At 72.4% G+C, this 13,295-nt stretch carries 10 protein-coding genes; 2 read left to right on the forward strand and 8 right to left on the reverse strand.

Annotated elements, in window-relative coordinates; translation table 11 throughout:
• Positions 1-23 precede the first annotated feature (23 nt).
• The 8 genes from icmA to ABD901_RS13520 form a co-directional block, all read right to left on the reverse strand.
• Positions 24-1,697, reverse strand: coding sequence for a coenzyme B12-dependent isobutyryl-CoA mutase large subunit (gene icmA / locus ABD901_RS13485; RefSeq protein WP_345125127.1), 1,674 nt, complete (start codon positions 1,695-1,697; stop codon positions 24-26).
• Positions 1,698-1,809: 112 nt separating this feature from the next.
• The gene (locus ABD901_RS13490) at positions 1,810-2,481 is read right to left on the reverse strand and encodes an Asp23/Gls24 family envelope stress response protein (protein ID WP_345125129.1); all 672 of its coding nucleotides are present in this window, start codon (positions 2,479-2,481) and stop codon (positions 1,810-1,812) included.
• Between the two features lie 101 nt (positions 2,482-2,582).
• Positions 2,583-3,782: a hypothetical protein gene (locus ABD901_RS13495; protein WP_345125132.1), complete on the reverse strand. Its 1,200-nt coding sequence runs from the start codon at positions 3,780-3,782 to the stop codon at positions 2,583-2,585.
• A 522-nt stretch (positions 3,783-4,304) separates the two neighbouring features.
• Entirely contained in the window at positions 4,305-4,958 is a 654-nt protein-coding gene (locus ABD901_RS13500) for an ATP-binding cassette domain-containing protein (protein ID WP_345125136.1), read from the reverse strand.
• Positions 4,955-5,812, reverse strand: coding sequence for an ABC transporter ATP-binding protein (locus ABD901_RS13505; protein ID WP_345125141.1), 858 nt, complete (start codon positions 5,810-5,812; stop codon positions 4,955-4,957). The genes ABD901_RS13500 and ABD901_RS13505 overlap by 4 nt, the downstream gene beginning before the upstream one ends.
• A gap of 85 nt (positions 5,813-5,897) precedes the next feature.
• Complete coding sequence (locus ABD901_RS13510) at positions 5,898-8,945, reverse strand: FtsX-like permease family protein (protein WP_345125146.1); 3,048 nt, start codon at positions 8,943-8,945, stop codon at positions 5,898-5,900.
• A 63-nt stretch (positions 8,946-9,008) separates the two neighbouring features.
• The gene (gene meaB / locus ABD901_RS13515; protein WP_345125586.1) at positions 9,009-9,965 is read right to left on the reverse strand and encodes a methylmalonyl Co-A mutase-associated GTPase MeaB; all 957 of its coding nucleotides are present in this window, start codon (positions 9,963-9,965) and stop codon (positions 9,009-9,011) included.
• Positions 9,966-9,967: 2 nt separating this feature from the next.
• Positions 9,968-11,155, reverse strand: coding sequence for an acetyl-CoA C-acetyltransferase (locus tag ABD901_RS13520; protein WP_345125151.1), 1,188 nt, complete (start codon positions 11,153-11,155; stop codon positions 9,968-9,970).
• A 99-nt stretch (positions 11,156-11,254) separates the two neighbouring features.
• On the opposite strand from ABD901_RS13520, the gene mce reads away from it, so the two are divergent.
• The gene (gene mce / locus ABD901_RS13525; RefSeq protein ID WP_345125159.1) at positions 11,255-11,707 is read left to right on the forward strand and encodes a methylmalonyl-CoA epimerase; all 453 of its coding nucleotides are present in this window, start codon (positions 11,255-11,257) and stop codon (positions 11,705-11,707) included.
• Between the two features lie 161 nt (positions 11,708-11,868).
• On the forward strand, positions 11,869-13,218 hold the full coding sequence (gene ccrA, locus ABD901_RS13530) for a crotonyl-CoA carboxylase/reductase (RefSeq protein ID WP_345125161.1): 1,350 nt from the start codon (positions 11,869-11,871) through the stop codon (positions 13,216-13,218).
• The last annotated feature ends 77 nt before the right edge of the window (positions 13,219-13,295 follow it).

The following is a 13,295-nucleotide window of genomic DNA, read 5'->3' on the forward strand; positions in this document are numbered from 1 at the left end:
CGGTTGGATAACGCCGTTCTTGCTCAGAAACGCGCGGGTTCGCGGTAGATGCCCCACTCGTCCTTCAGGACGCCGCAGATCTCGCCCAGCGTCGCCTCGGCCCGGGCCGCGTCGAGCATCGACGGGATCATGTTCTCGCCGCTCTTGGCCGCCGCGACCATGCGCTCGAGCCGCTCCTTGACCGCGACGTTGTCCCGGCCGGCGCGACGGGCGGCCAGCAGCTTGTTCTGCTCGGTCTCCACCTCGTGCGACACGCGCAGGATGTCCAGGTCGCGGGTGATCGAGCCGGTGTGCGCGTTGACCCCGACGACGCGCTTGTCGCCCTTCTCCAGCGCCTGCTGGTACACGAACGCGCTGTCGGCGATCTCGGAGGTGAACCAGCCGTCCTCGATGCCGCGCAGGATGCCGGCGGTGATGGTCCCGTCGCCGCCCATGTCGCGAATCCGGGCGAAGATCGCCTCGGCCTCGGCCTCGATGCGGTCGGTGAGCGCCTCGACGAACCACGAGCCGCCGAGCGGGTCGGCGACGTTCGTCACACCGGTCTCCTCCATGAGCACCTGCTGGGTGCGCAGCGCGATCTCGGCGGCCTCGTTGCTCGGCAGGGCGAGGGTCTCGTCCAGCGCGTTGGTGTGCAGCGAGTTGGTGCCGCCGAGCACGGCGGCGAGGGCCTCGACGGCGGTGCGGACCACGTTGTTGTACGGCTGCTGGGCGGTCAGCGACACGCCCGCCGTCTGCGTGTGGAAGCGCAGCCAGAGCGCCTTCTCGCTGGTCGCGCCGTAGACGTCGCGCAGCCAGCGGGCCCAGATGCGCCGCGCCGCGCGGAACTTGGCGATCTCCTCGAAGAAGTCGACGTGCGCGTCGAAGAAGAAGCTCAGGCCCGGCGCGAACGCGTTGACGTCCAGGCCCCGGGACTGGCCCAGCTCCACGTAGCCGAACCCGTCGGCGAGCGTGAACGCGAGCTCCTGCGCGGCGGTGGAGCCGGCCTCGCGGATGTGGTAGCCCGAGACGGACAGCGGCTTGTACCGCGGGATGTGCCGGCCGGTGTACTCCATGAGGTCACCGATGAGGCGCAGGTGCGGCTCGGGCGGGAAGAGCCACTCCTTCTGCGCGATGTACTCCTTGAAGATGTCGGTCTGCAGGGTGCCGTCGAGCTTGCCGAGGTCGGCGCCCTGGCGCTCGGCGGCCACGAGGTACATGCAGAAGACCGGAACGGCCGGCCCGGAGATCGTCATGCTGGTGGTGACGTCGACCAGCGGGATGCCGTCGAAGAGCACGTCCATGTCGGCGGCGGAGTCGATCGCGACGCCGCAGTGCCCGACCTCGCCCAGCGACTGGGGGTCGTCGGAGTCGCGGCCCATGAGCGTTGGCATGTCGAAGGCGACCGACAGGCCGCCGCCGCCCGCGCCGAGCAGCATCTTGTACCGCTCGTTGGTCTGCCGCGCGTTGCCGAACCCGGAGAACTGGCGGATGGTCCAGGTGCGCCCGCGGTACCCCGTGGGGTGCAACCCTCGGGTGTACGGGTATTCGCCCGGCCAGCCGATCCGCTCGAACCCGGGCACGTCGGCGCCCTCGGGCGGGCCGTACACGGGCTCGACCGGAGTCCCGGAGAGCGTGGTGAAGTCGGCGTCGCGCTTGCGGGCGTCGTCGTAGCGGCGCTGCCAGCGCGCGCGCCCCTCGGCGATGTCGTGGGCGTCCATGGGTGTCGGCGCTCCTCGGGTGCGGCGGTTGTCCGTCCCCTCGATGCTAGCCGTCACCTGAACGATCGCTAAGCCCGCGCCCCCGATCGGAGCGCGGGCTCGCGATGCGTGCCTACGCGTAGTCGGCGGCGCGGGCCTCGTCGTTGCCCGTGCGCTCCTGGTCCTTGTCCTCCACGTGCACGTCGTCGACCACGATGTCCACCGCGGTCACCTCGAGGCCCAGCAGGTTCTCCACCGAGCTGATGACCTTGGTGCGCACCTTCTCGGCCACCGAGTACACGACGAAGCCGTACTCGATCACCAGGGTCACGCGAACGGTCGCGGTCCGGCCCTCCAGGCGCACGGAGACGCCCCGGTTGGCGGACTCGCCCTCGCCCTCGCCCAGCCCGATCCGGTCGCGCACCGCCGCGAACACCCGGGCCACGTCGCCGCCGAGGTCGTACACGCCGGGCACCTCGCGCGCCGCGATGCCGGCGACCTTCTCGACCACCTCGTCGGCGATCGTGGTCGTGCCGCGCTCGGCGGCCAGCTCCGCGTTGTTGCGCAGCCGGTCCACCACCTGCGAGGCGATGCGCCCCGACGCCGCCGCCGTGTTGGACGCGAACTCGCCGACCTTGTCCGCCGCGCCGGCCGCGAACGTGCTCACGCGCTCGGCCGCCTCGTCCAGGCGCGAGTGCTCCTCCGCCGGCGCGCCCGGCTGCGCGGGCACGACCGCCTGCGCCGAGGCGGGCTCCACGGTGGCGAGGGCGTCGCCGGTCAGGTCGGGGTCGTCAGCTTCGCTCATCGTCGTTCTCCCCTAGTCGTCAACCCTGGTCTTACTGTCGTTTTTCGGGTCTCAAAACGCCCGCAGCGTACTCGCGCCACGCCACGGTGGGGACCCTCCGTTCAGGCGCCGTACGTCGCCTGCGTCACGGCGAACACATTGCGGTGCCCGACGGTCTCCTGCAGTGACCACAACAGGTCCGGATTCGCGTCGTCCTCCCAGTAGCTGATGCTCTCGCCGCCGCCGACCCAGGCGTACGTGTGCGCGCCGTCGGCGGGCGTCCAGTAGTACAGCTGCTTCGATCCGGACGAGTTGAACCACCAGCGCCCGTTGTGCGAGGCGACGCCGTTGAGCTTGTACCAGGGCAGCTGCAGCGCCTGCGAGGCCGTCGTCGAGGCCGCGAACGTGGTGGCGCCCGACGCGAAGGGGAAGCGCACGGCCCGCGGCGCGCGGTTGGGGTAGTCGGTGCATCCGGAGGAGCAGGTGTACTCCGTCATCACGATCGACTTGCTGACGCGGTCCAGCGAAATCGTCGACCAGGCCAGCGGCGTGCCGGACGTCGTGGCGGCCGTGATCGTGCCGACCTGGGGCAGCACGTACGCGTAGTTGTGCGCGTAGTACGTCGTGCCGTCGCTCTGCCGCCCGATCTGCCCCGCGGTCCCGCCGGTGTCCGTCTTGAGGATCTTGCGCATGTCGAACACCCGCATGCCGTGCCCGGTGTCGGCGACGTACAGGTAGTCGCCGTACCACGACACCCCGCCCGCGTGGATCTTCACGTCCTGGAAGTTCGGCGCCGCGGCCGTGCCCGTCGCCTCGACGAGCAGGATCTTGCGGTACTTGTTCGGGTACGTCGCGTCCCAGTCGACCAGCGTGATCCGGCTGCGCGCGGAGGCGCCGTCGCAGCCGTCCTTGGTGTACCAGCTCACGAGCACCAGCTGGTGCCCGTCGTAGTTGCCGCTGTTGGCGGTCCCGATCGCGTCGCGGCTGGTGGTGATGCCCTGCGGGTAGTTCGCGCAGTCGCCGTTGTCCCCGTCGTCGAAGCGGAAGCCGGTCTGGTACCCCGCGACGCCGAGCGAGTCGGTGATGCCCGTCCGGTCGTGGTTGGCGTTGTCCATGACGGTGTGGACGGCGGCGGTGCCGAGCTTGGCCACGAGCGCACTGTTGAGCGCGTCGTACCGGTGGTAGTCCGCAGCGAGCGTGTACTGGCTCGCCGGCAGCGTCGTGGGCCCGGCGGCCGCGCTCGCCGCGGGTATCCCGACGACGCTGCCGAGCGCGACGGCAAGCCCGGCGCCGACGAGCAGCAGGTACCTGCGCAGCTTCATGTTGATTCCTCCCCGTACGCACACGTATCGACCGCCGTCACGATACGCCTCACCTCACCGGCGCACTCCGCCCCTTTGCGGGCTTTTTCGATAAGTCGGGCGCTGGCGCGCCACGACTTATCGGATTTATACCCTGACAGGCGAAATGTCTGATGAAGCAAATCAGGCAGGGACATATTGCCGAGCAGCTCAATCGAGATCGGCACACGACCGGCGTTTTCTCTCCACGATCATGAAAACCGGCCCGCGAGAGGGTCGAAAACGCACGATCGTGGAGAGAAAGTGCTGCCGACTGCCCGGAGCGCACCGCGCCGGCTCGCCCGCACTCCGCGGGTGCGCAGCGAGCGGCGAGAATCGGATTTATACGCTGTCAGGGTATAAGTCCGAAATGTCCGGCACGAAGTGCCTGGACATTTCGTACAAACGCCCCCCCGCAACGCCTGCCCCGTGCCGACGTGGCGGGGATACCGGAGCGCCGCGGCCGGGGGTGAAACCCGGGCCGCGGCGCGCGTCGGAGTGGGGTCAGCCGCGGACGAGCTGTGCGGCACCGTCGGAGAGGTGGAGCTCGCGGTCGCAGGCGGCGGCGGCCTCCGGGTCGTGGGTGGCGAACACCACCGCGGCGCCCCGGCGGGCCTCGTCCTGCAGCAGCTCCATGACCCGCTGGCGGTTCGTGGCGTCGAGCTCGCTCGTGACCTCGTCGGCCAGGAGCACGGCGCCGTGCAGGGCAAGGCCGCGCGCGATCGCCGTGCGCTGCTGCTGGCCGCCGGAGAGCTCCTCCACCAGCTGGTCGGCCTGGCCCGCGAGGCCGAGGCGCTCCAGGGAGGAGACGGTGGCGCGGCGCGCGTCCGCGGGTGCGGCGCCGCCGGCGATCATCGCGACCTGGATGTTCTCCTGGGCGGTGAGGATCGCGGCGAGGCCGTTGTCCTGCGGGATGAGCACGACGCGCTCGGCGACGGCGTGGTCGCGGTCGCGCAGCGGCATGGCGTCGACCGACACGACGCCCGCGGCGGGGCGCAGCAGGCCGGCCATCGCCCAGAGCAGCGTCGTCTTGCCCGCGCCCGAGGGGCCGGTCACGGCCAGGATCTGGCCGGGCGACACCACGACCGAGACGTCGCGCAGAACGGGGCGATCCCGCTCGTACGCGACCGTCACCCCGTCGACCGTCAGCGTCTTCACTGCACAACCTCCACGTTGGCTCTGGCTGGGACGAGCAACACAGTGCCGTCGGGCTGGGGCTCGACGCCCACGAGGGTTCCCGGCGGCAGCATGCGCAGTACGTCCTGCGGCAGGTGCACCGTACCGTCGCGACCGATCACCGCGTAGTCCTCTCCGCGCCGGCCCTCGGCGCCGACCCGGCCGTCGCGGATGGTGACGGTCCGGCCCATGCGCAGGCCGACGTCCGGGTCGTGGGTCACGACCACCACGGTCGTGCCCGCCCGGCGGACGGCGTCGAGGGCCATCAGTACCTCGTCGCGCGCCCGGGTGTCGAGCTGGCTGGTCGGTTCGTCCGCGAGCAGCAGGCCCGGCCGCCCGGCCAGCCCTACGGCGAGCGCCAACCGCTGGCGCTCACCAGGAGAGAGTCGCTGCGGGCGCTGGCGGTTGCGTCCCCGGCCCGACAGGCCGACCATCGCGAGCACCTCGCGCGGGTCGGGCAGGTCGCGGCGGCGGTCGGCGGTCACTCCGCGCTGCGCGAAGCGCACGTTCTGCTCCGCCGTCAGGTACGGCAGGAGGTTTCGCGAGGCTCCCTGCAGTACCACACCCACATCCGACGCCCGGAGCGCCTGCAGCTCGCCGGGGGTGGCGCGCACCAGGTCGTGCTCGCCGACCGTGAGCCGGCCGGCGGAGGGGGGCAGGAGGCCGGCCAGCAGCGACAACAGCGTCGACTTGCCCGAGCCGGACGGGCCGAGCAGGGCGACCGACTCGCCGGCCGAGATGTCCAGGTCGACCCCGGACAGCGCGACGACGTCGTATCCCTCGAGCCGGTAGATGTACACCAGGCCGCGGCACATGACCGCCAATCCACCGCTCATGCCGACACCTCCGCTTCGCTCCGGCACCGACATGAGCTGAACCTGTGCTTCTGGTGAGCGGCCCCTCCGCTCCGCTCCGGACCGCTCACTGGGCACCGTCCTTCAGCCGCATGGGGGTCGCCCGGCCCAGCAGGCGCAGGACCAGCAGCACCGTGACCAGCAGGCCGAGCACGGTCAGGGCCAGGGCGACCGGCAGCGCGCCCAGCGACGGCTCGTAGGAGAACGAGCCGGCCGGTTCGCCGACGGTCACCAGCGGCACGCCCGGCAACATCACCAGGGCGCCGACGATGCCGGCCGCGAGGCCCACCACCAACGGCAGGCCGAGCAGGGCGCGGTACTCGCGCAGCAGCGCACGGCGCAGCAGCCCGGCCCGCACGCCGGCGACCCGCAGCGCGGCGAGCTCGTAGAGGCGGGCCCGGACGCCGACGTAGGCGGTCAGCAGGACCACGCCGAGCGCCAGCAGGATCGCCGCGGCGCCCGCCAGCAGGTACAGCCACAGCCCAAGCGCGGGGGCGCGGCGGGCGAGCTGGTCGGTGTACCCCTGGATGGACTCCGTCTTGAGCACCTGGATGCCCAGGGTGCCCAGGCGCGTCCCGAGGTCCGCCGGCGCGCCCGCGCCGGCCCAGACCTCGTAGCGCAGGTTGCCGTTGTCGGCGAGGCTCGCGGTGCGCTCGGCCATGCGGGTGGCGTAGTCCAGGTCGAACATGACCGCGCGCCGGCCGGCCCGGGGCAGGCTGTCGGTGCGGCCGGCGACCAGGAACGGCTGCGGCTGCTCCGAGAAGCCCGGCAGGCTGAACGTCGCGGCGCTCGCGTCGTCGGTCGGCGCGCCGCCGGCGAGCACCGCCGGCAGGGCGTCGGGCGTGTCGACGTGCTCGACGACCGCGTCGGCCGGGTCGGCGCCGGACACGTCGATGCCCAGGGCCGTGCCCGCGTGGACGGTGACGTTGGCGCCGCCGCTCGCCGCGTGGCGGGCCTGCCAGCGCCCGGCGAGGTCGAAGCCGGGGCTCAGCGGGCCGCCGTCGGTGGACAGGCCGCGCACGGCGACGGTGATCGCGTAGGGGTCGCTGCCGCCCGCGGCCCGGCCGACGGCGAGGCCGATGAGCCGGCACTCGGCGGTGCAGCCGGTGAGCGGCGCGTGGTAGCTGCGCGTGCCCTTGACCAGCGCGCCGAGCGTGACGGTGCGCGGCGGCTGGCCCGGGTTGGCCACGATCGCGGCCAGGCGCAGCGCCGGCTTGGCCGGCAGCGCGTCGACGGTCACCTCGGCGCTGAGGTCCTTGCCGAGGCGCAGCGGGTCCGCCGCGCTCGGGTGCAGCCGGCTGGCGACCGCGTCGAGCTGCTCGCGGGAGTGGCCGCGCCAGGCGGCCACGGCGGGCAGCCGGTCGGCCTGGACGCCGAGCAGCTCCACGGGGGCGTTGTCGAAGCGCTGGCTCGCGCGGACCACGGCCATCGTGTGCCCGCCCGGGTCGGCCTTGGCCACGGCGGCCTCGAGCGCGTCCGGGTGGGCGGCGTTGACGGTGTACACCCGCTGGGCGCCCACCGCGTCCTCCGCGGCGTCGGCCCGCGCCCGCGCGGCGACGTCCCACGCCGTCGCGGCGAAGGACAGCAGCGCGACGGCCACGGTGACGACCACGACGAGGCGCTGGCCGCCCGGGCGCCGCGACAGTTGCGCGGCGGACAGGAGCGGCACGATGCGGCCGCGGCGTCGCGCGATGCGCAGCCGGGCCGTGGACCACAGGCCGAGCAGCCGGGCCGCGGCGATGCCCAGCACCATCGCCAGCAGCGGCGGCGCGAGCAGGGCCAGCGGGGAGGTGCGGTCGCTCACGGCGGCGACCAGGCTGGCCGCGGCGAGCGCCACGACGACGCCCTCCACGACGCCGGCCTTCCAGCCGCCGCGCTCGGGCACGCGGCGCAGCAGGCCGAGCACCGGGCGCGACAAGGTCTGGCGGGCGGCGAGCAAGGCGGCGACGATCCCGGCGGCGAACGCGACGCCGGCCGCGGCGAACACCGGCCAGCGCACCTCCGCGTTCACGCCCGGCGCGAGCAGCGCGGACGCGGCGAGCTGCACCAGCCCCAGCCCGGCGGCGACGCCGATCGGCACGGCCGCGGCGGTGAGCAGGACCACCTCGCCCAGGCCGAAGCGGGCCGCGCGGCCGGACGGATACCCGCGCAGCTTGGCCAGCGCGATCTCCGGCGCGCGCTCATCGGTGAGGGACGCCACGAGCAGGAAAAGGACAAACCAACACAACAGCAGCAGTGGTACCGCAATGACGGGCGCCGTCCGCGCAATCGCGCTCTGGTCGGTGTCGATGTCGTGCAGGACCGCCGGCAGGGTGGTGGCGACGTCGAGCTCGTGCCCGCGCATCCGGTCGCCGAGGGTCTGCAGGCTCTCGCGCAGCGCGGCGACGTCGTCCAGGCGGATGCGCTCCGTGCGCAGCGGGTACTCCAGCCGCGTCGACAGCGTCGCCGCCGGCTCCGCGCGCAGGTCGTCCTCGGTCAGGCTGAACAGCGAGTCGGCCCGCTCACCTTCGCCGTCGGAGCCGGCGCTGAAGTACGCGGTGCGGCCCCAGTACGCGGCGTTGGCGTCCTTCGGGGAGTACAACCCGGTGATCTTGAAGCTCTTGTCCCGGCCCGCGCCGGCGGGCCCGAGGTGCACGGTGAGCGCGTCGCCGGCCTTGAGGCCGTGCGCGGCCGCGGTGCGCCTGCTGACCGCGACCTCGCCCGGGTTGTCCGGGCAGGCGCCGTCGAGGTCGAGCTGCGAGCACACGTCCTGGCGGAAGGCGAGGCGGCCGGTCGCGCCGGCGTAGGTGACCTCCGTGTCGATGGCCGCGACCGGGCGGTCGAGGCGTTCGTCGAGGAACTTGTCCTTGTCGAGGGCCGCGTTCATGGTGAGCCGGATCTCGGCGAGGTCCATGAAGGCGGCGCTGTCTTTCGTGCCCTTCGCGCCGACGGTCAGCCCGGTCGCGTCGGTGGACGCGGCGGACAGGCCGTCGGTGAGGACGGACTGCTGCGCGGCACGGCTGTACGCGGGTGCGAGCACGGCCGCCGTGGTCGCCGTCACGGCGAGGATGAAGACCACGAACGACCGGCCGGCCCGGTACCTGATGCCGCGCAGCATGACGGTCCAGGCCGTCACGGGTGCCCCCTGTTGCTGGTCTAGCTGGAATTTGGCGGTCCTAGGAAAACTGACCCGCAGACCTTAGCGGAGTTCAGCTAGGAGGGCCTCGGCCGCCGCGTAAGGGTCGCTACGGCCGGCCGCCACTTCCTCGGCCAGGGTGCTCAGGGTGGTACCACTGCGAAGATCTTGCATGCGGGCGCGCAGGGCCCCCAGCGCGATGGCCCCGATCTCGGCCTCCGCGCGCCGGGTGCGGCGGGCCGTCAACTCGCCGGAGTCGGTCAGGTACGCACGGTGGGCCTCGATCGCCTCGACCAGCTCGTCGATGCCCTCGCCGCGGGAGGCGACGCAGCGCACGACGCGCGGCCGCCACTGCCCCGGCGCGCGCTCGCCGAGGCCGATCATGCCCTGGATGTCGCGGTACGTCGTGTCGGCGCCGTCGCGGTCGGCCTTGTTCACGACGAAGATGTCGGCGATCTCCAGCACGCCGGCCTTGGCCGCCTGGATCGCGTCGCCCATGCCCGGCGCCAGCAGGACCACGGTCGTGTCGGCGAGGCCGGCGATCTCGACCTCGGCCTGCCCGACGCCGACGGTCTCGACCACGACGGGGTCGCAGCCGGCGCCCTCGAGCACCCGCGCGGCCTGCGGGGTGGCCGCCGACAGCCCGCCGAGGTGCCCGCGGCTGGACATCGAGCGGATGTACACACCGGGGTCTGTCGCGTGATCCTGCATCCGCACCCGGTCGCCCAGGATCGCACCGCCGGTGAACGGGCTGGACGGGTCGACGGCGAGCACGCCGACGCGCCGGCCGGCCTTGCGGAAGGCGCGGACGAGCTCGTTGGTGGTGGTCGACTTGCCGACGCCGGGCGAGCCGGTGAGGCCGATGACGGCGGCCTCACCGGTGTGCGGCGCCAGGGCCGCCGCAATGCGCGGCAGCGCCTCATCGCCGTCCTCCACCAGGCTGATCAGCCGTGCCACCGCGCGCGCGTCGCCCTCGCGGGCGGCACCGACGAGCGCGGGCACGTCCCGGGAGCGGCGGATCGTCACTGCTTGGGCACCCGCAGCAGGAGCGCGTCGCCCTGCCCGCCACCGCCGCACAGCGCGGCCGCGCCGAGGCCGCCGCCGCGCCGGCGCAGCTCCAGCGCCAGGGTGAGGGCCAGCCGGGCGCCGCTCATGCCGATCGGGTGACCCAGCGCGATCGCGCCGCCGTTGACGTTGACGATCGCCGGGTCGATGCCGAGCTCGGCGGTGGACTGCACGCCGACGGCGGCGAACGCCTCGTTGATCTCGACCAGGTCGAGGTCGGCGACGCCGAGCCCGGCCTTGCCCAGCGCGTGCTTGATCGCGTTGGCCGGCTGGCTGGTCAGCGAGTTGTCCGGGCCGGCGACGTTGCCGTGCGCGCCGATCTCGGCGAGCCAGGTCAGCCCCAGCTCCTCCGCCTTCGCCCGGCTCATCACGACCACGGCGCAGGCGCCGTCGGAGATCGGCGAGGAGGTCGCGGCGGTGATCGTGCCGTCCTTGGTGAACGCCGGGCGCAGCTTGGCCAGGCTCTCCGCCGTGGTCTCCGGCCGGATCTGCTCGTCGTCGGCGACCACCAGCGGCTCGCCCTTACGCTGCGGGATCTCCACCGGGACGATCTCCTCGGCGAAGTGGCCGTTCTTCTGCGCGGCGGCGGCGCGCTGGTGGCTGGCGGCGCCGAAGGCGTCCTGTGCCTCGCGGCTGATGCCGAGGCGGGCGACGTGCCGCTCGGTCGACTCGCCCATCGAGACCTGGTCGTAGGCGTCGGTGAGGCCGTCGAGGGCCATGTGGTCCTTGATCACCACGTCGCCGTACTTGTACCCCTGCCGCTGCCCCATGAGCAGGTGCGGCGCGTTGGTCATCGACTCCATGCCGCCGGCCACGATGATGTCGAACTCGCCCGCGCGGATGAGCTGGTCGGCCAGCGCGATGGCGTCGAGGCCCGACAGGCAGACCTTGTTGATCGTGAGCGCGGGCACGCCCATCGGGATGCCGGCGCCGATGGCGGCCTGGCGGGCCGGGATCTGCCCGGCGCCGGCCTGCAGGACCTGGCCCATGATCACGTACTGCACCCGCTCGGGCGCGACGCCCGAGCGCGAAAGCGCCGCCCGGATGGCGACCTCGCCCAGCTTGGTGGCCGGGAAGTCCTTGAGCGCGCCGAGTAGGCGCCCCATCGGCGTGCGTGCGCCGTTGACGATCACGGACTGAGTCATCGAGAGGCCTCCGAGAGAACTTTCACATCGCGTCTTTGCGACCTGAACGCTGCGTCAGTTCAGACTATCGCCATGGAGTCGTCTGCCCCGAAGTTGGAAATGTCACCACCGATCGGCATCGAGCGGATCGACCACGTCGGCATCGCGGTCGCCGACCTCGACGAGGCGATCGCGTTCTACGGGCGCGTGTTCGGCATGCGCTGCGTGCACGAGGAGGTCAACGAGGAGCAGGGCGTGCGCGAGGCGATGCTGTCGGTCGGCCCGACACCCGCCGGCGGCTGCCTGCAGCTGCTCGCGCCGCTGTCGCCGGCCTCGACGATCGCCAAGTTCCTGGAACGCAACGGGCCGGGGATGCAGCAACTGGCGTACACGGTGACCGACATCGATGCCGCGAGCGCGGCGTTGCGCGAGCGCGGGGTGCGGCTGTTGTACGAGGAGCCGAAGCGCGGTACCGCCGGCTCCAAGGTGAACTTCGTGCACCCGAAGGACGCCGGAGGCGTGCTTGTGGAGCTTGTCGAGCCGAACCGCGCAGCTTCGAGCATGGGCCACTAGCAGGGCCAGTGCAGTTCTTCACAGGCCCGTTCCCGATTTAGCTACCGTTCAGTAACGTCCGGCTCGGGGCATCGAGATGTGTTGCCGATCCCCATGGTCGCCAGCCCGTCTCCGCGGCGACGCTGCCCTGGAAAACCACCCGGACGTTAGGAGCCGTAGCGGTGCAGCACATCCTCGACGCGATCATGCAGGCGGAAGGGGCCACCGACCCCGCGGCCGAGCTCCGCGCCGTTGCGGACCTGCCGGTTCCCGCCAGCTACCGGGGCGTTGTCGTGCGCTCCGACGAGGCCGAGATGTTCGACGGGCTCGCCACGCGCGACAAGGACCCCCGCAAGTCCCTGCACGTGCAGGAGGTGCCCACCCCCGAGGTCGGGCCCGGCGAGGCCCTCATCGCCGTGATGGGCAGCGCGGTCAACTACAACACGGTCTGGACCTCGATCTTCGAGCCGGTCTCGACGTTCGGCTTCCTGCGTCGGTACGGCAGGTTGAACTCGCTCAGCAGGCGCCACGACCTGCCGTACCACGTGGTCGGCTCCGACGCGGCGGGCGTGGTGCTCAAGGTCGGGCCCGGCGTGAGCAAGTGGAAGCCCGGCGACGAGGTGGTCGCCCACTGCCTGAGCGTCGAGCTCGAGGACGCCGCCGGGCACGACGACACGATGCTCGACCCGCAGCAGCGGATCTGGGGCTTCGAGACCAACTACGGCGGCCTGGCCGAGCTCGCGCTGGTCAAGGCCAACCAGCTCATGCCGAAGCCGGCGCACCTGACGTGGGAGGAGGCGGCCTGCCCCGGGCTGGTCAACTCCACCGCCTACCGTCAGCTCGTCTCGCACCACGGTGCGCAGATGAAGCAGGGCGACATCGTGCTCATCTGGGGCGCCTCCGGCGGCCTTGGCTCCTACGCGGTGCAGTTCGCGCTCAACGGGGGCGCGACGCCGGTCTGCGTCGTCTCCAGCCCGCAGAAGGCCGACCTGTGCCGCGCGATGGGTGCGGAGCTGGTGATCGACCGGTCGTCGTACCGCTTCTGGAAGGACGAGGAGACCCAGGACCCGGCGGAGTGGCGCCGCTTCGGCGCCGAGATCCGCTCCCTGACCGGGGGCGAGGACCCCGACATCGTCTTCGAGCACCCGGGCCGCGAGACGTTCGGCGCGAGCGTGTTCGTGGCCAAGCGCGGCGGCACGATCGTCACGTGCGCCTCGACATCGGGGTTCATGCATCAGTACGACAACCGGTATCTCTGGATGAACCTCAAACGCATCGTCGGCAGTCACTTCGCGAACTATCGCGAGGCGTGGGAGGCCAACCGGTTGATCGCGCGCGGGCGCATCCATCCGACGCTTTCCCGGTCGTACCCCCTGGAGCAGACCGGCCAGGCGGCGCACGACGTGCACCGCAACACGCACCAGGGCAAGGTCGGCGTCCTGTGCCTGGCGCCCGAGGCGGGCCTCGGTGTGCGCGACCCGCAGCTGCGCGCCCGCCACGAGCAGGCGATCAACAGGTTCCGCGACCAGTAGCCCCCCAGGACGCCGCGCCGGGGTGGTCACGACGAGGTGACCACCCCGGCGCGGTCATTTCGCCCGCCCGGATGGTC

It is taken from the genome of Dactylosporangium darangshiense (assembly GCF_039537565.1).
Taxonomy (GTDB): domain Bacteria; phylum Actinomycetota; class Actinomycetes; order Mycobacteriales; family Micromonosporaceae; genus Dactylosporangium; species Dactylosporangium darangshiense.